Raw genomic sequence first — 19,183 nt, 5'->3', positions numbered from 1 at the left:
TTTATATTCTGAATTCCTATAAGATTTTGCTGATACGTATGATAAGGAGGAAAAACAAAGTGAAGCAAAATTGGGACTTAGAAGAACTTATTGAACATTTTACCGTTATTCCAGAAGAAATGCGTTTACTCGGAAACAGATATGGAGGAACACGACTGGGGTTTGCCGTTCTACTAAAGTTCTTTCAATATCAGGGACGTTTTCCAAAAGGGAAACAGGAAATAAGTAAAGATGTTATTCAATACATTGCCAAGCAAGTAGATGTACCTGCGGATTTATTTCAAGCGTACGATTGGGACGGAAGGTCAATTAAATATCATCGTGCTCAAATTCGCGATTACATGGGATTTAGGGACAGCACCCTTACTGATATGGAACAAGTAAAATCCTGGCTTCAGGCTAACATCTTACCGCAGGAGCTACAAATAGACAGAGTAAGAAAACATGTACTACATCACCTAAGAAAACAACAAATTGTTCCCCCAGCTCATGACCATTTAGATCGAAACATCAAGTCAGCCATTTATCAGTATGAGGACCGGATTTCTCAATCCATTTACTCTAAACTTTCTGATCACTCTCAATCTAAGTTAGATACATTTATACGTACTTGGTCCCATACAGAACAGATAGAAAAAGATCAAACCATTCTCAGTTTCCGAGAGCTTGTATCTGATCCTGGAAGAATCGGGTTAGACAGTTTATTTCAAGAGATAGAAAAACTACGAACAGTACGAGATATACAGCTTCCACCAAATTTATTCTACGGTGTTTCACCCAAGATGATCCGAACGTACAGACAGCGAGCTGTTTCTGAAGATATTAGAGAGTTGCGCAGGCATCCTGATCCGATCCGTTATACTTTATTGGCAGCTTTCTTTTGGTGTAGAGGTAGAGAAATTACGGATAACTTAGTTGAGCTCATTATCCAAATTGTTCATCGAATCGGTGCTCGGGCGGAACGAAAAGTAGAAAAAGAATTTTTACGGGATTTTCGTAAAGTAAGTGGGAAGACAAACGTATTGTTCCGCATGGCTGAAAAGGCAGTGGAACAACCAGACGGTATTGTGCGAGATGTTTTATTTCCTGTCGTAGGCGAAGATAAATTAAAAGATATTGTGAAGGAAATGAAACATACAGGTCCCTCCTATAAACAAAAAGTACATACTGTTATGAGATCCTCCTACGGTACTCATTACAGAAGAATGGTTCCAGCTTTACTTGATATTCTAGAATTTCAATCCAATAATGATGTGCATCGACCTGTGATAGATGCAATTGATTTACTTACACAATATAAGCTTACCAATCAGTATACATATAATGAAACAGATTATATCCCAATTGAAGGAATCGTTAAGCCAGGTTGGATTGATACGGTCATTGATAAAGAAACAAACCGTGTAAACCGAATGAATTATGAAATCTGTGTACTCCAAGCTCTGCGAGATCGATTACGTTGTAAAGAAGTATGGGTAGTCGGAGCTGATCGGTATAGAAACCCAGAGGAAGATTTACCAAAAGATTTTGAACAAAATAGAGAAAAACATTATGAAGCGCTTTGTAAGCCCCTTGAAGTACAAACACTTATTAACGAACTGAAACAGAGTATGAATACGGCTCTCGAGAAATTAAATAGAAGTGTTAAAAATAACTCCAAGGTACGTATATTGAGTAAGGGAAATGGCTGGATTTCTGTGTCACCTTTACAGGCACAGGCTGAACCGGTTAACCTAAATCTCGTAAAGGCAGAGGTCATGAAGCGTTGGCCCATGACCAATCTTTTGGATATTTTAAAAGAGGCAGATTTACGTGTACATCTGACAGATGTGTTCCAAACGCTAGGTAATCGTGAGATCCTTGATAAGGAAACACTGCAACGAAGACTTATTCTTTGCTTATATGGATTGGGAACAAACACAGGATTAAAGCGAATTGCGGCTGGTGAACATGGGGGAAGTTACAAGGACTTACTCTATGTACGGCGGAAATTCATCCATAAAGAGAACCTACGGCAAGCCATTTCAAAGGTAACCAATGCCATTCTAGATGCTCGTGTAACAGAAGTATGGGGTGAAGGAACAACTGCATGTGCGTCTGATAGTAAAAAGTTTGGGGCTTGGGATCAGAACTTGTTGACTGAATGGCATATTCGATATAGGGGACGTGGAGTAATGATTTATTGGCACGTGGAAAAGAACTCTACATGTATTTATTCGCAACTAAAATCCTGTTCTTCATCAGAAGTAGCTTCTATGATCGAAGGGTTACTTCGTCATTGCACAAATATGGAAGTAGAAAAAAACTACGTGGATACACACGGTCAAAGTGAAGTTGCCTTCGCTTTTTGTCATTTGCTTGGATTCCAACTAATGCCGAGATTTAAAGCCATTCATGCTCAAAAACTGTATCGTCCAGATGTAGGCATGCAAGACTCATATCCAAACTTACAGCCTGTTTTAACAAGAGCGATTAATTGGAGTTTAATTGAACAACAGTATGATCAAATGATTAAATATACAACTGCTTTACGATTGGGTACAGCTGAAACAGAGGCGATTCTCAAGCGTTTCACTCGTAATAGTGGGCATCCAACGTATCGGGCACTCAGCGAATTAGGAAAAGTGTTAAAAACGATCTTCCTTTGTGAGTATTTATCATCAGAAGAAGTCCGAAGAGAAATCCATGAAGGGTTAAATGTCGTTGAAAACTGGAACTCAGCCAATAGCTTTATTTTTTACGGAAAAGGAGGAGAAATTCAAACAAACCGAATGGAAGATCAAGAAGTCGCTGTACTTGCTCTCCATCTTCTTCAAAACTGTTTGGTGTTAATTAATACACTGATGATTCAAGAGGTACTTTTGGAACAAAATAAATCTCTTCTTCAAAAGTTAACTCCTGAGGATTTTAGAGCCTTAACACCATTAATCTATGCCCATGTAAACCCGTATGGGACATTTAAGCTAAACATGCAAGAACGTCTGCCAATTGAAAGATCTTCCTAAGAATTACGATATATCTTTTCTTTTTAAAGAGAAACTTACCGTCATGGGGTCCGGAAACGATTTAAAGAATAAGGGGTCACTATGAAAAACATCACCAAAAATCAAAAATTAGATGTTAAATGACCATAAATTGTGACAATTTGAACCCCCTTAGCGATTAAGGGGGTGATAACTAGAAATGTATAGAGTATTTATTATAACTAAATTATTAATTTAGATAGGCATGTTTAAACTTGACACCAAGTAAATATATATACTATGCGTGGTTATCTTATGGAGGTGTATGTATGCATAAATGTCATTGCTGCCAAGGCGCAGGATGTTGTCGTTATTGTGGTGGTGCTGGTATGTGCTGTTGTTGTAGTGGGAGAGGATGTCCTCATTGTCAGGGAAGTGGATGTTGTCCGTGTTGTCATGGTGGCAAAAGATGTGGTTGTTGTGGTGGATCAGGTGTTCAACCAATATAAAGCTTACTAATTCTATTAAAACGGGAGCTTGTTATCCTAAGCTCTCGTTTCTTATGTTTGTAGTGTTAGAAATCTAGTGAGTGTTAATTAGCGGTATAGTATAATACCATTGGACACATCAATCATTTTTACATAAGGGGGAAAAGGGTTGAGAAAAATAATATTTTCTTTAGCATTTTTAGTAGTGATGGCATTTAGTGGTTCTGTTTATGCAGCACAATCGGAAGAGATGGATTGTTGTCAATCAAAAAAAGAATGTATGGAAATGTGTGAGGAAATGAACTGTCAAATGGATTGTTGTGAAATGACAAAAAATGGAAAAATGAAAATGAAAGATTGTAAGAAAATGATGAAAAAATCAAATATAGATTGCTGTTAATTTAGTATAAAAGGATCTTCCAGTCGAAACAACCCATTGATTTTACTACATTTTAAACAGGGCACACTCAGAATAAACAAAAAAAATAAAAAGACCCTAATTTGGATTAGGGTCTCAGGCTGTCGACAAAGTCGGCAGCCATTTTCTTTATCTTGATAATGTTCAATATGTGGTATGTGATTCAAGTTTTTTTATGAGTAAATAGGGAAAAGTTACAAAGAATAAAAACATCACTAATGAAAATGGAGATGAATGATATGGCAGATACAAATCAAATGCCTCGGGAAGAGGGCATAGATCATAGCTTAAGCCTTATGAGAGAAGGATACATGTACATTTTGAACAGACGTAAAAGTTTTAATTCTGATATATTTGAGACCCGATTGCTAGGAAAGAAAGCGATTTGCATGGTAGGAAAGGAAGCTGCGAAAGTTTTTTATGACACTGAAAAATTCAAAAGGAAAGATGCAGCACCGAACCGGGCGGTTCAAACATTGTTTGGGAAGAATGGTGTGCAGGCATTGGATGGACAAGATCACAAACATCGGAAAGAAATGTTTATGTCCATCATGTCTCCTAAAGGACTTCAAAACTTAACAAACATTACAAAAATACAGTGGAAGACAGCACTAAATAAATGGGGACAGATGGATGAAGTTATTCTTTATGAAGAAGTAAAAGAAATCCTATGCAGAACAGCCTGCCAGTGGGCAGGTGTCCCGTTGGAAGAAGACGATGTTAAGGAATTGACAAAAGACTTGGCGGCGATGTTCGAGTCTCCGGCTGCCGTTGGTCCAAATCATTGGCTAGCGAGAAATGCAAGAAATAAAGTAGAAAATTGGATTGGTGAGTTAGTTGATAAGGTGCGTAATGAGGAAATAAATCCTCCAGAAGATACAGCTTTACATATATTTGCCTGGCATCGCGATTTAGAAGGGAATCTTTTGGATACCGAGACTGCTGCTGTGGAAGTGATCAATATCTTGAGACCTATTGTGGCGATCGCTATATTCATCAATTTCACTGCGCTGGCATTGTATCATTATCCGGAAGAAAGGGAGAAACTTGAATCCCGTGATGAAAAATATGCTCAGATGTTTGTACAGGAAGTTCGCCGTTTTTATCCGTTTTTTCCGTTTGTCGTAGCATTGGTAAAAAAAGATTTCACCTGGAACGGCTATAAATTTGAAGAAGGCACATTAACTTTACTGGATCTTTATGGCACAAATCATGACCCTGAAATTTGGGAAAACCCAGATTTGTTCAGTCCTGATCGGTTTGCTAAATGGGAAGGAAGCCCATTTGGCTTCATTCCGCAGGGTGGTGGTGATTACTTTATGGGTCATCGCTGTGCTGGAGAGTGGGTCACCATTGAAGTCATGAAAGTAAGTCTTGATTATCTGGCCAAGCGTATGGAATATGAAATTCCTAACCAGGATTTAAGTTACAGCATGGTGAGCATGCCAAGTATTCCCCATAGCAAAGTAGTGATAAAGAATGTTAAACGAAAGTTATAATTACACTAAATTTTCGTAGATAATTAGCTTATTAAGTACGCCTTTTGCCGAACAAGATAAATGACAAAAGTTGATTTCTTAATCACAGAAGTCTGTTTTATAAGGAAGACACCTTAATTAATGGAGAGTCAGCCGCAAAGCCTATTTTTCTCTAATAAAGAGATAAATTGGGCTTTTTATATTGAAAAACTCTTCAAGTTTTAAAACTGGCACCCTGACAATATTTCTAGTGTATCCAACATAAAAAGGAAATTAAATTTAGTTATAAGAATAATTAATTACTGCAAACTAAAGAAAACCTGCTTTTTATGCAAATTATATTCAAACGTATATTTGACTATTTGTTTTTGTTCACATATAATAATATTCAAATGAATATTTGATTGATATGAGGTGAAAAATTTGCAATATGATGCATGTGAAGTTACGTGTATAGATGAAGAAAAAGTCAAAAGAGGTAAAAATGAACTACTCCAACAAAATCCTATGGATGTAGCCAAAGTTTTTAAAGCTTTATCGGATGATACTAGGATTAAGATTGCGTATACTCTTTCTTTGGAAGATGAATTGTGTGTATGTGATGTAGCAAATATTGTTGGTGCTACAACTGCCACAACATCTCATCATTTGAGGTTACTTAAAAATCTTGGATTAGCTAAATATCGAAAAGAAGGTAAGTTAGTTTACTATTCATTAGATGATGATCATGTAAAGCAACTAATACAGGTTGCATTTGCACATCAGAAGGAGGTTGTAAAAATTGTCTGAAGCAAAAGCATTAGAGGCTGAAAAAAATGTTTATCGCGTTCAGGGGTTTACATGCGCAAATTGTGCAGGGAAGTTTGAAAAAAATGTTAAAAAACTTCCAGGAGTTCAAGATGCAAAAGTGAATTTTGGTGCATCTAAGATATCCGTTTACGGTGATACAACGATTGAAGAACTAGAAAAAGCTGGTGCATTTGAGAACCTTAAAGTGGCTCCTGAAAAACCAAGGCGGGAAGCTAAACAAGAGGTTAAAGAGGATAAAAATGTTTACCGTGTTGAAGGATTTACATGTGCAAACTGTGCTGGGAAATTTGAGAATAACGTAAAACAGCTTCCAGGAGTTCAGGATGCAAAAGTAAATTTTGGTGCATCTAAGATATCTGTTTACGGTGATGCAACAATTGAAGAACTAGAAAAAGCCGGTGCATTCGAAAATCTTAAAGTGACTCCTGAAAAATCGGCTCGCCAAGTTTCACAAGAGGTAAAAGAAGATACGAAAGAAGAAAAAGTGCCGTTTTATAAAAAGCATAGTACTCTACTTTATGCTTCCTTATTGATTGCTTTTGGTTACCTTTCCTCGTCTGTGAACGGAGAAGAGAACATTGTTACTACCTTATTGTTTTTAGCATCCATGATTATTGGAGGGTTGTCACTTTTTAAAGTCGGTTTGAAAAATTTACTACGCTTTGAATTTGACATGAAAACCCTTATGACAGTAGCTGTTATAGGTGGTGCTATTATTGGAGAATGGGCAGAAGTTGCCATTGTTGTTATTCTCTTTGCAATCAGTGAAGCACTTGAGCGATTCTCTATGGACAGAGCAAGACAATCGATTCGTTCATTAATGGATATCGCTCCTAAAGAGGCACTCGTTAGACGTAATGGGCAAGAAATAATGATTCATGTCGATGATATTGCTGTTGGGGATATTATGATTGTCAAACCTGGTCAAAAGATTGCGATGGATGGTGTAGTCGTAAGTGGCTACTCTGCAGTCAACCAAGCAGCTATTACCGGTGAATCAGTCCCTGTTGAGAAAACAGTTGATGATGAAGTATTTGCAGGTACATTAAATGAAGAAGGATTACTTGAAGTAAAAATAACGAAACTTGTAGAAGATACAACGATTTCTAAAATTATTCATCTTGTAGAGGAAGCACAAGGAGAACGGGCTCCTTCGCAAGCATTTGTCGATAAATTTGCAAAATATTACACACCGATCATTATGATCATTGCAGCATTAGTTGCTATCGTCCCTCCTATATTCTTTGATGGTAGTTGGGAAACATGGGTTTATCAAGGATTAGCTGTTCTTGTTGTTGGTTGTCCTTGTGCGTTGGTCATATCGACTCCGATTTCTATCGTTTCAGCGATTGGGAATGCCGCAAAAAAAGGTGTCCTTGTAAAAGGCGGAGTGTATTTAGAAGAAATGGGTGCCTTAAAGGCTATTGCATTTGATAAAACAGGTACATTAACAAAAGGTGTCCCAGCTGTAACTGATTTTAATGTGTTGAACAAACAGATAAATGAAAAAGAATTACTATCCATCATTACTGCATTAGAGTATCGTTCTCAGCATCCACTTGCATCTGCGATTATGAAAAAAGCAGAAGAGGAGAACATTTCTTATTCTGACGTACAGGTAGAGGACTTCTCTTCTATTACAGGTAAGGGTATCAAAGGTATTGTAAACGGGACTACTTATTACATTGGAAGTCCGAAACTCTTTAAAGAATTAGCAATTTCTAATTTCGATAAAGACTTAGAACAAAATGTTACTACACTTCAAAATCAAGGTAAGACAGCCATGATTATTGGAACCGAAAAAGAAATACTTGCAGTTATTGCAGTTGCTGATGAAGTTCGTGAATCAAGTAAGGAAATTATTCAAAAGTTACATCAACTTGGAATCAAAAAAACAATTATGCTTACAGGTGATAACAAAGGTACTGCTAATGCTATCGGAGGGCAGGTTGGAGTATCTGATATTGAGGCAGAACTAATGCCACAGGACAAATTAGACTTTATTAAACAGTTGAGATCTGAGTATGGCAACGTAGCTATGGTAGGAGATGGTGTCAATGATGCACCTGCATTGGCGGCCTCAACAGTTGGAATTGCAATGGGTGGAGCTGGTACAGATACAGCCCTGGAAACGGCAGACGTCGCTCTAATGGGTGACGATCTAAGAAAACTTCCATTCACTGTAAAACTTAGCCGAAAAACTCTAAATATAATCAAAGCTAACATTACTTTTGCAATTGCTATTAAATTTATTGCCTTACTATTGGTTATCCCAGGTTGGTTAACGCTCTGGATTGCTATCCTTTCTGATATGGGTGCAACCCTTCTGGTAGCACTAAATGGTTTGCGACTAATGAGAGTGAAAGAATAAAGGGAAAAGGGCTAAAAAGGGCTTTCCAGACAGATTGGAAAGCCCTTTTCTAAAAATGATCTCATTAATAGTATAACTTCTAAATATCCAGCCTAATTAAAAATGGAAAGATTGGGTATAAGTAAAACAGCAGCTTTTATATTACATATTGGTATCCACATGGGACAAAAACGCTTTCATCCTTAATTTAAAATAATTCTTTTCATTCTTTATAAAATCGAAGGAGGAAACTGAAATGACTGTTGAAGGAAAAAATGATGTAGATCTGTTAGTTATAGGCGCAGGATCAGGAGGTTATGTAGCTGCCATACGTGCTGCTCAGTTAGGGAAAAAAGTGGTTTTGGTGGATAAAGCAGAACTAGGAGGGGTTTGCCTTAACCGTGGTTGTATACCTTCAAAGGCTCTTATTAGTGCTTCTGAACGAGTAAAACACATAAAACATGCCAACTCAATGGGAATAAAGGTTTCTGGTGAAGTTGAAGTAGAGATGCCAGAAGTAGTGAAGTGGAAGGACGGTATAGTAAATAAACTAACGAATGGAGTTCGGACTTTACTGAAAGGCAATGGAGTGGAAGTCATTAGTGGGGAAGCTTATCTTACTGAACCCTATGTTGCCAAAATCAAAATTGGTAACGAAGAAAAATTCTTTTCATACAAAGACTTAATCCTTGCGATAGGATCATTACCTACTGAGTTAAAAAGTATGCCATTTGATAGAAAAAGAATTATCTCTTCAACTGAGGCATTGATGCTTCAAGAAGTACCAAAACATTTAGTTGTAGTAGGTGGTGGTTATATCGGTTTGGAATTGGGTACTGCTTATGCTAAATTCGGAGCTAAAGTGACCATCCTTGAAGGATCAGATACAATTCTTCCAGGTACGGACCCTATGCTTACAAATGTAGTAAAACGTCATTTAAAGGAACTTGGAATCACAGTTATAACGAATGCTTTAGTCCAAGGTGGAGAAAATACAGGCGATGAAGTAAATGTTCAAGTTCAGGTTAATGGGAAGGAAGAGATAATTAAAGGGGATTATTGCTTAGTTTCCATTGGAAGAAAACCGAACACAGGAAAAGTTGGATTGGAAAATATCGGGGTTGAATTAGATCAACGCGGTTTTATTAAGATAAATAATACATGTCAAACAAATGTTGAACATGTATATGCGATCGGGGACTGTGCTGGTGGTTACCTCCTTGCTCATAAAGCTAGTTATGAAGGTAAGATAGCTGCAGAGGTAATAAGTGGGCTAAAAAGTGTAATTGATTTTCAGGCAATGCCTTTTGTTATTTTTAGCGATCCTGAAGTAGCCTATACAGGTTTAACGGAGAAGGAAGCAAAGGAAGAAGGATATGAAACGGTCTCTAGCCGTTTTCCATTCCAAGCTAACGGCAGAGCTTTATCTGTTTCGGATGCCGATGGTTTTGTACAAGTTGTGGCGGATAAAGAATCTAATCGGGTTTTAGGTGTACAAATGGTAGGGCCAGAAGTATCATCTCTTATTGCTGAAGCAGTTTTTGCAATTGAGTCAGGGGCAACGGCAGAAGATCTCAGCCTTACAATTCATGCACACCCAACTTTACCTGAACCACTCATGGAAGCAGCTGAAGGCGTTATGGGACATGCTATTCATATGCTGAATAAAAAATAATTCGAACAGTTAGAGCATATTTAATTTAACTAGGCCTGCACAATCATACGTGCAGGTCGAATTATTTATTTTGGAGTGACGATTAATGGAAATCATTAATGTTGGATGTATTAAAGAATGGATTGAAGTGTGAATGTCTTACTTGGTCGGAATGTTTCACAAAGGTTCATTCAAATGGCACTTGTTGTTAAAACGTGATAGAAGAATGAAGGTATTTTGAAAAAGATAAAAGCTTACTTAACTGAGAAACAATTCGAAAAGATAGTATTAATAAAGGATGATTTTAAAAGTGAATATTACTAGAGAAAAGTTAGAAAATCAACAAATTTGGATCTATGGTATATCGCTTCTGTTTGGAGGGATTCTAGGTATCTCAAACGAGGATTTAGGAAAAGGCTTAGATTGGGCTATTTCGCCACTCATAGCCATTCTCATGTATGGAATGTTTGCACAAATTCCATTCTTAAAACTACGTGAGGCAATTTCAAATCTCAGATTCATGGCGGCATTACTAATTGGAAATTTTATAGCTGTGCCTATAATTGTTTGGATATTAACAATGATATTTCCACAATCTCCACCAATTTTATTAGGCGTTTGTTTGGTTTTACTTACGCCATGTATTGACTACGTAATAGTCTTTACTCAACTTGGAAAGGGAAATGAGAAATTAATGTTAGCTTCCACGCCTATTTTGTTTGTAGTACAAATGATATTACTTCCATTGTATTTATGGCTATTTATAGGTGAAGAAATGGGAGGAGTTGTTCATATAGAGCCATTCCTAGAAGCTTTTTTATTACTAATAGTTACGCCTTTAATATTAGCGATCATTACTCAATTGTGGGCTAAAAAGACAGCACTAGGTGAGAAGGTATTAGATATTACAACGTGGTTCCCCGTACCATTTATGGCTTTAGTATTAATTGTGGTAGTGACTTCCCAAATTGGTAAGGTATACAGTGATTTCGAAATTATTGTGCGTGTGATTCCGATATATATTTTGTTTTTAATCATTACACCATTTATATCGCGTTTTATCGCATTTGTGTTCAAATTAGATATAGGTGCAGGAAGAGCATTAATCTTTAGTACTGGAACAAGGAACTCCCTTGTAGTTCTTCCTTTAGCATTAGCTTTACCCGATTCTTGGGCAACGTTAGCTGCAGCTGTGATTGTTACACAGACCATTGTGGAGTTGATCGGAGAATTATTCTATATCAAGGCTATACCTAAATTGATACTGAAAGATCATACTGATTACAAAGAGGGACTTTAAGTAATATTAATGTTTGATTGAGAGAGGGAAATGAATATATCAATAGTTTCTTCTTTTACTAAACCAGTTAATAGAAGCTTTAGTGATCTACAACAATCATGCGCGATTGTAGAGCAACATAGGTAGAAAATGATCAAACTTTTTTATAAAAACCAAACTTAAATCTGCTGGATAAGAATCCATTTTGATCAAACTTTTTTCAAAAATGGATTCTTTTTATTTATCGTAAAATATGGGTTTGCGAGGTATTTTTGATCAAACTTTATTTCAAAGCAACACTTAAACAAGATACTTCCACAAACGGACGCTTTAATGAAGCAACGAAAAAAGCCTAATTTCTCAATTTATTGGGACATTGGGCTTTTTATATTTACTTATAGTGCAAAATCGCGTTTAAAAAACGTGCAATTTATCTCTTAAAGTCACAGTTAATCGATAAAATATAAATAATACTATTCTTGACCCTATACCATGGTACAGGGTTTATACTTTATATGAGGTGAGATAAATGCAATTTCGTATTGGAGAACTGGCTGAAAAGTGTAGCGTTAACAAGGAGACCATACGATATTATGAACGTTTAGGATTAGTTCCAGAGCCTGATCGTACCGAAAAAGGGTACCGAATGTATTCAGAACCAACCGTCGATCGGTTGAATTTTATCAAACGGATGCAGGAACTGGGATTTACCTTAAACGAAATTGATAAATTGCTAGGGGTCGTCGATCGCGACGAAACCAAATGCCGTGATATGTATGATTTCACTGTTCTTAAGATAGAGGACATCCAGCGTAAAATTGAAGATCTTAAGAGAATTGAACGAATACTGGTGGATCTTAAAGAAAGATGTCCCGAAAACAAAGATATTTACGAATGCCCTATTATTGAAACACTGATGAAGAAATAAGAGGTGAAACAGGATGAAAAATACAATAAAAAGCACAGGTTGGTTTCTTGTCGCTCTAATCACATGCCCATGCCATCTGGTTTTACTGCTTCCGTTGTTTGCAGGAACAGCATTGGCATCATACTTCACGGAATATAAAGATATTATTTTCATCATGATGGGTCTGTTGTTCGTTTTTGCTCTTTTTATGGGTTGGAGGAAACTTAATCCAGAAACAAAGAAAGAAAGCACAACGACACATGATTGTTGTAGCATGGAGAGGTTTAAAGCATGAAGGAAAGAGTGTCGCAATTAGCTACCATCTTTTCGGCTTTTGTTATGGCTGGATGCTGCCTGGGCCCGTTGATTTTTATCCCCCTGGGATTAACCGGTTTTGCCGGAGCATTAGCCTTCTACTCATTGAAATATCGATTATTGTTTAGCATCGTAACGATTATCCTTCTTGCTTACTCCTTTTACATGGTTTATGGAAGAAAGGGAAAAAGAAAAAGTTCTATCATCGGCTTATGGATCACGACATTTTTCGTTTTTTGTATGTTTCTTTTTTTATTTCTAGTTGAAGGTGGATTATAAAAATGAGGTGTTTATATGAGAGTACACTTAATTAGGATTAATTATCCCTTCTGTTAGTGGTTAGTGCGTGTAGTAACGAAAAAGAAGCACAAAATACTATAGATGCTAAGGAGCATGTAAAAGCTACCATTGAAAAAACTAAAACAGGGACATTTACGGTTTTGGGGATGGATTGTTGTCCGCCTTCAGTTGTCAAAGATGTTTTGAAACAAGTGAATGGTGTTGGCAAAACAGCCATTAAAGTCAGTGGAAGTAAGGGGAAAGTAACAGTATCTTATGATGATAAGAAAACGGATTTAAAATCAATTAAGTTGGCAGTGTCGGATTTAGGGCTTGGAGTCGAGTAAAAGGAGGGCTTTAACATGAAAAAATATCGAGTAAACGTTCAAGGAATGACCTGTACGGGTTGCGAAGAGCATGTTGCTGTTGCTCTTGAAAACATGGGAGCAAACGGGATTGAAGTGGATTTTCGCCGTGGGGAAGCTGTATTTGAACTTCCAAATGACGTAGAAGTTGAAACAGCGAAGAAAGTGATTGCTGAAGCTAAATATCAACCAGGAGAAGTTGAAGAAATACAATTGCAAGAAATGGTACAGTTAGGTGATGAAGGTGACTATGATTACATCATCATTGGTTCCGGCGGAGCTGCCTTTTCATCAGCCATTGAAGCCGTGAAATATGGAGCAAAAGTGGCGATGATTGAGCGTGGAACAATTGGTGGAACATGTGTAAATATTGGTTGTGTTCCTTCAAAGACCTTGTTACGTGCTGGCGAAATTAATCATTTAGCAAAAAACAATCCGTTTGTAGGATTGCATACATCAGCCGGTGAAGTTGATTTGGCGCCATTGATTAAACAAAAAAATGAGTTGGTAACAGAGCTTAGAAACTCTAAATATGTTGATTTAATTGATGACTATGGTTTCGAATTAATAGAAGGTGAAGCAAAATTCGTAGATGAAAAAACTGTTGAAGTGAACGGAGCACTTATATCGGCTAAACGATTCTTAATCGCGACAGGTGCTTCACCAGCTAAACCAAACATTCCTGGGCTTAATGAGGTAGATTATTTAACTAGCACGTCTTTACTTGAATTAAAGAAGGTACCAAAACGTCTTGTGGTTATTGGTTCTGGTTATATTGGCATGGAATTAGGACAACTATTTCATAATCTCGGCTCAGAAGTTACGTTAATGCAACGAAGTGAACGCCTCTTAAAAGAATATGATCCAGAGATTTCAGAATCAGTTGAAAAATCTCTAGTCGAACAAGGAATAAATCTTGTAAAAGGAGCAACCTATGAACGAATCGAAAAAAATGGAGACATAAAAAAGGTTCTTGTAGAAGTTAATGGCAAGAAGCGTATCATTGAAGCAGATCAATTGCTAGTTGCGACAGGCAGAACACCAAACACGGCTACTTTAAACTTACAGGCAGCAGGCGTGGAAATAGGTTCTCGTGGTGAAATCATAATAGATGATTATTCAAGAACAACAAATACTCGTATTTATGCCGCAGGAGATGTCACGCTAGGTCCCCAATTCGTGTATGTGGCAGCCTATCAGGGTGGAGTGGCAGCAGGAAATGCTATCGGAGGACTGAACAAAAAGCTAAATTTAGAAGTGGTTCCAGGGGTTACGTTTACGGGCCCGGCAATTGCAACCGTTGGTTTAACGGAGCAACAGGCAAAAGATAAAGGCTATGAGGTTAAAACATCCGTTTTACCGTTAGATGCCGTTCCGAGGGCCTTGGTTAATCGGGAAACAACAGGCGTGTTTAAATTAGTGGCAGACTCGAAAACAATGAAAGTTTTGGGAGCTCATGTGGTGGCAGAAAATGCAGGAGACGTAATTTATGCAGCTACATTAGCTGTCAAATTCGGTTTAACCATAGATGATATTCGCGAAACCCTTGCCCCATATTTAACAATGGCAGAAGGGTTAAAATTAGCTGCCCTTACGTTTGATAAAGATGTTTCAAAATTATCTTGTTGTGCTGGTTAAATCTTCTTTTTTGGAGCTTTTTTACCTTACCTTTTGCTACTAACGGGTCGCTTTAGTATAGTAAGAAACATTACTTCAATATTGATTCTTTTATACTAAGATCTTCCACACTCAGACGCTTTTCTAGAGTAACGAAAAAAGTCCAAATTCTCAATTTTAATACTGAGAAATTGGGCTTTTTATTATTGTAATTTCCTTATCGTTGTAAATCCGCATTTTCCTGACGCTACCCCATCAAAAAGATGATTCTTCCGTTGTTCCAGTCTGCTATTGTTTCGGTTGGACAAAAGAAAAAATTAAACAATATATTGAAAAAGGACTTACTCCTAATCCAGTAAAACATATTCGTGAAAACATAAAAGGAAACCGATGTGGTTGTGAGGTGAACAACCCTCAAGGTAGTTGTTGTTTAGGGAATGTTATTGGCTATATCAAAGAACTAACCTAAATAAAAATTCACCTTCAACGAAATGATCAAACTTTTTTATAAAAAATTGAACTAAGTATTGATATGAGAATCCATTTTTATCAAACTTTTAACATTTCAAAGCTACAATTAGCATGAAAGACGTAAATATTGTGTAAGGATATAGGAAACTGTTTTTTTATTTATAAAAAAAAGAAAGAGCTTGGACATTTATTGTAGCCCATGCTCTTTCTGTTGTTATTTTCTACCAACAATCGTCATACATAGAATGGTTTTGGTTCTGGTGGTTATTCGTGGTACTATTATTTGAATTTGTCTGTCCTGTATTTAAATTCTTTGATGTTGAGGTTTCATTAGGTATATTGTTTTGATGATTATTCATGAAAGAATCCATCATTTCAGAACAATAATCCATCATTTGTTGCAAATTTCCATTCCCATTCCCTTGACTAGGAGTGTTGTTTGAATGTGCAAGAGCAGCAGTGCCAATACCTAGAAATAAAGCAATAGCTACAAAAGACGTAAGTAATTTTTTCAATACTTCCACCCTCCTTTGTCTTCATTATACCCATATATATAAAATACGAAAAAAGGGAAGATTGAATTTTACAAAAATTCAAAAATGATAAAGCTTTCTTTATAAGTAAAATAAACTTTTTTAAACAAACACTGAGTTTTACCTATATACATATTTTAGATTGATCGCTCGTATGAAAAGGAGGGTAAAAATGTATTATTATCCTAATCAATGGTATCAATATCCATATGTTTATCGATTAGAAGAAAATAATGGACAAGAGGAAAAGGAATGGGAAATTGAGAAAAAATTTATGGATGATATGAGGAAAATGATGTATCAGCAATTGTTGATGCAAAAGGAAATATTAGAAAAGATCCATCATATTGAAAGGAGATTATGTAATTTAGAAAGAAAGTATAAAGGCCTTTCATAATATATAAACAGGTTACTCCTTTTTTTCACTAAAAAAATTCTATGGGTGTAGCTCTTAACAAGTTACACCCATAGAATTTTTAACCTTCGAATTGATAAAGAGGTGTGCTTAAATATCTTTCTCCATTACTTGGAATAATCGCAACAACTTTTTTTCCTTTACCAAGCTTCTCAGCTACTTTCAAGGCAGCATATATGGCAGCTCCTGAAGAAATCCCACCAAGAATCCCTTCTTGTTTTGCTACCAGACGTGAAGTTTCAAAAGCTTGCTCATTCTCTACTGTAATGACCTCATCATAAATTTCAGTATCTAAAATTTCCGGTATGAATCCAGCTCCAATTCCTTGAATTTTATGAGGTCCTGGCTTACCGCCAGAAAGGACTGGGGATGCTACTGGCTCAACGGCAACAATATGTATTGCTGGAAACTTTTCCTTAAGGACCTGACCAGCACCTGTAACCGTACCTCCTGTACCAATTCCAGAAACAAAAGCATCAATTCCACCAATTTCTTCAGCTTGACCAACAAGCTCTTGTCCAGTTGTTTCTTGATGGATTTTTGGATTGGCTGGATTATTAAACTGCTGAGGAACAAAATACTGTGGATTTTCCTCCAATAACTCTTGAGCTTTGCGAATTGCTCCCCCCATACCTTCCGGTCCAGGAGTTAAAACGAGCTCGGCACCATAGGCACGGAGTAAATTTCGACGTTCCATACTCATGGTTTCTGGCATGACGATAATCGTTTTGTATCCCTTTGCGGCAGCTACCATTGCTAACCCAATTCCTGTATTTCCACTAGTTGGCTCAACAATCGTACTTCCCGGCTTTAGGATTCCATCTTTTTCAGCTGCTTCAATCATGGCTATAGCAATACGATCCTTTACACTACTTCCTGGGTTAAAATATTCAAGCTTTAAATAGACATCTGCATGATCAGGATTTACAACGCGATTTAGTTTAACAAGTGGAGTATTCCCGATAAGTTCTACAATTGAATTAGCCACTTTCATCAAAATCTCCTCCAATACTAGTAATTGTTGGTATATAGGCTTACCAACCACTGCCCTTCACAGTGATAGGGCTTATCTTTCCTGAAATGGCGATAGCTATTTATTACCACCCTATATCACAGTCGTTATCACGTATTGTCTATGACTTAGTTCAACTTTCATTGCATTTTGCTCATTATTTTTCGTACTGAGCATAGCGTTTAAGGCTTGTCCCTGGTCGCTGAGACACAAATCATACATATTTTTGATTTCTTGTTCGGTTAGATTTGGCTGCATTTCCTTCATAAATGGTAGTGTGTACGATCGAACATTGAGTGATTATTGCTATTGTTATTACTGTTGTGTGCTAACGCAGTAGTTCCGATTTCAATCAATAATACAATTTATCACCTCCTTTCGAAAGGATGATAAAAAAACTTAAAAGCTCTTTCCTGAAGAGTTTTACGGAATATTCATATAAAGAAAAACACACTTCATTTCAATAATAAAATAATCGTTTAATTAATAAAGTTATTTTGTCAATTTCTTTAAAAATCGAATGAGAAATGGATTTGTGTCTATAATCTAGGATAGATTTTTTTGTGTTTTAGATTCTCTATAAGTACTTATCATTAATAAAATAGCTCCACTAACTAAAAATACATCCGCAGTATTAAAAATTGGATAATTAATAAATGTAACTTCGAACATATCTGTTACTTCCCCAAAAATTAAACGATCTACAACGTTTCCCATTGCACCTCCTATAAAAAATCCAAAGGCTATACGTGTTAGCTTATCGGAGACTTTACGAGAATAAATAAGGCCAAAGACAATAACAATAATTGCAATACTAATCAAGAATATTTTTTGTCCCGAAAAAATTCCCCAGGCAGCACCCGCATTACGATGAGATGTTAATTGAAAAACACCATTGATAAGTGGAATGGATTGTCCGTAGTCCATAAAATTTCGAACTAAATATTTACATAATTGATCAATACTTACTGTGAGAATAATGATCCAATACAAAGTCGTCACCTCGGAGTTCTATTTTCTATAAAGAATTGTACTTAATACTTTAAAAGTAAAGGGGATTTATCAGTAAAATGATCGTAAGTCATTACGGTTAATTGAGAATTTAATTATTTTCAAAATTTACGAAGTGAGACCACAGGTTAGAAAATATATTATTTTCTGCCATGATATAAAGGCCTAATCCTATAAACACAATTGGAATAACCCATCGGCCGTATTTCTCAAGTGTTTCAGAAACATATCTGAATCTTGCTAGACGATATCCGATTAAACACCAGACCGCAACCATTATAAAGAAAGTAACAACTGTAATGACCAGTTGGTTGTTATTTAAAGTAGAAAAGAACGGAACATAAATTCCAATATTATCTCCACCATTAGCAAAGGTGATAAAGGCTACACTTAAATAGAACTTATTAAATTTATTTAAACTGGAAAGAATAGCACCTTCATTTTCATCTTCACCCTTTATAAACAGTTTAACTCCTAGGTAGATCGGGATTAGTCCTAATAATCCTACCCACTGATCAGGAATGAGTGTTACTCCAAATGTAGCTAAAAGGCTAATTAAAACTAAAAGTGCAAAACCAAGATATTGGCCAATGACTATATCTTTAGGGTAAATACGACTTCCCTTCGGCTGCATGTTAACCGTTCGGCCATTACTTGCTTTAGCTTGTGAACTTGCCTGAGAGAACAGCAACATCAAGACAAAAATATCATCGATATTGGTTACTATAAAAGACCCTAAAGCAGAGAGAATAGTTAAAATTAAATTCATAAAAAAACTCCTTTTTAAAATACGGAATAGAATATATTTTGTTGTGTTA

Annotated in this window: 18 protein-coding genes and 1 pseudogene; 15 read left to right on the top strand and 4 right to left on the bottom strand. The window is 36.4% G+C overall.

The genetic code is table 11. The features are described 5' to 3' along the window. Positions 1-59 precede the first annotated feature (59 nt). The 14 genes and pseudogenes from NiCM35_RS21015 to NiCM35_RS20950 form a co-directional block, all read left to right on the top strand. Positions 60-3,005 (top strand): Tn3 family transposase, encoded by a 2,946-nt coding sequence (locus NiCM35_RS21015; RefSeq protein WP_047943202.1) that lies wholly within the window; start codon positions 60-62, stop codon positions 3,003-3,005. Positions 3,006-3,278: 273 nt separating this feature from the next. Beyond that, a complete protein-coding gene (locus NiCM35_RS21010) occupies positions 3,279-3,482 on the top strand; it encodes a hypothetical protein (RefSeq protein ID WP_047943203.1) in 204 nt (67 codons plus the stop codon). Between the two features lie 138 nt (positions 3,483-3,620). After that, positions 3,621-3,851 carry a hypothetical protein gene (locus NiCM35_RS21005; RefSeq protein WP_047943204.1) on the top strand — a complete coding sequence of 77 codons (231 nt, stop codon included), beginning with the start codon at positions 3,621-3,623 and terminating at the stop codon, positions 3,849-3,851. Between the two features lie 257 nt (positions 3,852-4,108). Beyond that, positions 4,109-5,368, top strand: a complete 1,260-nt coding sequence (gene cypC, locus NiCM35_RS21000) for a CYP152 family fatty-acid peroxygenase CypC (RefSeq protein WP_047943205.1) — start codon at positions 4,109-4,111, stop codon at positions 5,366-5,368. Positions 5,369-5,770: 402 nt separating this feature from the next. Next, complete coding sequence (locus NiCM35_RS20995; RefSeq protein WP_047943206.1) at positions 5,771-6,136, top strand: ArsR/SmtB family transcription factor; 366 nt, start codon at positions 5,771-5,773, stop codon at positions 6,134-6,136. Beyond that, a complete protein-coding gene (locus tag NiCM35_RS20990) occupies positions 6,129-8,528 on the top strand; it encodes a heavy metal translocating P-type ATPase (RefSeq protein WP_047943207.1) in 2,400 nt (799 codons plus the stop codon). Before NiCM35_RS20995 ends, NiCM35_RS20990 begins: the two co-directional genes overlap by 8 nt. 235 nt (positions 8,529-8,763) lie before the next feature. Then, positions 8,764-10,182 carry a dihydrolipoyl dehydrogenase gene (gene lpdA / locus NiCM35_RS20985; RefSeq protein WP_047943208.1) on the top strand — a complete coding sequence of 473 codons (1,419 nt, stop codon included), beginning with the start codon at positions 8,764-8,766 and terminating at the stop codon, positions 10,180-10,182. Positions 10,183-10,471: 289 nt separating this feature from the next. Continuing rightward, entirely contained in the window at positions 10,472-11,461 is a 990-nt protein-coding gene (locus NiCM35_RS20980; RefSeq protein ID WP_082138368.1) for an arsenic resistance protein, read from the top strand. A 508-nt stretch (positions 11,462-11,969) separates the two neighbouring features. Further along, on the top strand, positions 11,970-12,368 hold the full coding sequence (gene merR1 / locus NiCM35_RS20975; protein WP_047943210.1) for a mercury resistance transcriptional regulator MerR1: 399 nt from the start codon (positions 11,970-11,972) through the stop codon (positions 12,366-12,368). 13 nt (positions 12,369-12,381) lie between these two features. After that, positions 12,382-12,642: a hypothetical protein gene (locus NiCM35_RS20970; protein WP_047943211.1), complete on the top strand. Its 261-nt coding sequence runs from the start codon at positions 12,382-12,384 to the stop codon at positions 12,640-12,642. Next, positions 12,639-12,941 carry a mercuric transport protein MerT gene (merT, locus tag NiCM35_RS20965; protein WP_047943212.1) on the top strand — a complete coding sequence of 101 codons (303 nt, stop codon included), beginning with the start codon at positions 12,639-12,641 and terminating at the stop codon, positions 12,939-12,941. Before NiCM35_RS20970 ends, merT begins: the two co-directional genes overlap by 4 nt. 50 nt (positions 12,942-12,991) lie before the next feature. Then, on the top strand, positions 12,992-13,288 hold the full coding sequence (gene merP / locus NiCM35_RS20960; protein WP_220040973.1) for a mercury resistance system substrate-binding protein MerP: 297 nt from the start codon (positions 12,992-12,994) through the stop codon (positions 13,286-13,288). A 15-nt stretch (positions 13,289-13,303) separates the two neighbouring features. Further along, positions 13,304-14,944, top strand: a complete 1,641-nt coding sequence (merA, locus tag NiCM35_RS20955) for a mercury(II) reductase (protein WP_047943213.1) — start codon at positions 13,304-13,306, stop codon at positions 14,942-14,944. Between the two features lie 232 nt (positions 14,945-15,176). Next, positions 15,177-15,392 (top strand): annotated as a pseudogene (locus NiCM35_RS20950) (putative iron-sulfur cluster-binding metallochaperone); the annotation flags it as partial. Positions 15,393-15,615: 223 nt separating this feature from the next. On the opposite strand, the gene NiCM35_RS20945 reads toward NiCM35_RS20950, so the two are convergent. Next, a complete protein-coding gene (locus NiCM35_RS20945) occupies positions 15,616-15,918 on the bottom strand; it encodes a hypothetical protein (protein WP_226752556.1) in 303 nt (100 codons plus the stop codon). A gap of 181 nt (positions 15,919-16,099) precedes the next feature. Here NiCM35_RS20945 and NiCM35_RS20940 point away from each other — a divergent pair, with 181 nt between their 5' ends. Next, the gene (locus NiCM35_RS20940) at positions 16,100-16,324 is read left to right on the top strand and encodes a hypothetical protein (RefSeq protein WP_047943215.1); all 225 of its coding nucleotides are present in this window, start codon (positions 16,100-16,102) and stop codon (positions 16,322-16,324) included. Between the two features lie 79 nt (positions 16,325-16,403). Here the strand turns inward: NiCM35_RS20940 and cysK are convergent, their stop codons facing one another. The 3 genes from cysK to NiCM35_RS20925 form a co-directional block, all read right to left on the bottom strand. After that, a complete protein-coding gene (gene cysK, locus NiCM35_RS20935; RefSeq protein WP_047943216.1) occupies positions 16,404-17,336 on the bottom strand; it encodes a cysteine synthase A in 933 nt (310 codons plus the stop codon). Positions 17,337-17,900: 564 nt separating this feature from the next. Then, positions 17,901-18,356 (bottom strand): signal peptidase II, encoded by a 456-nt coding sequence (gene lspA / locus NiCM35_RS20930; protein WP_226752555.1) that lies wholly within the window; start codon positions 18,354-18,356, stop codon positions 17,901-17,903. Positions 18,357-18,456: 100 nt separating this feature from the next. Next, positions 18,457-19,134: a CadD family cadmium resistance transporter gene (locus NiCM35_RS20925; protein WP_047943217.1), complete on the bottom strand. Its 678-nt coding sequence runs from the start codon at positions 19,132-19,134 to the stop codon at positions 18,457-18,459. Positions 19,135-19,183: the final 49 nt, after the last annotated feature.

It is taken from the genome of Niallia sp. M35, assembly GCF_050971705.1.
Classification (GTDB): Bacteria; Bacillota; Bacilli; order Bacillales; family Cytobacillaceae; genus Niallia; species Niallia circulans_A.
The sequence above is the reverse complement of the archived record's forward strand: the minus strand, read 5'-3'. Positions and strand labels throughout refer to the sequence as shown.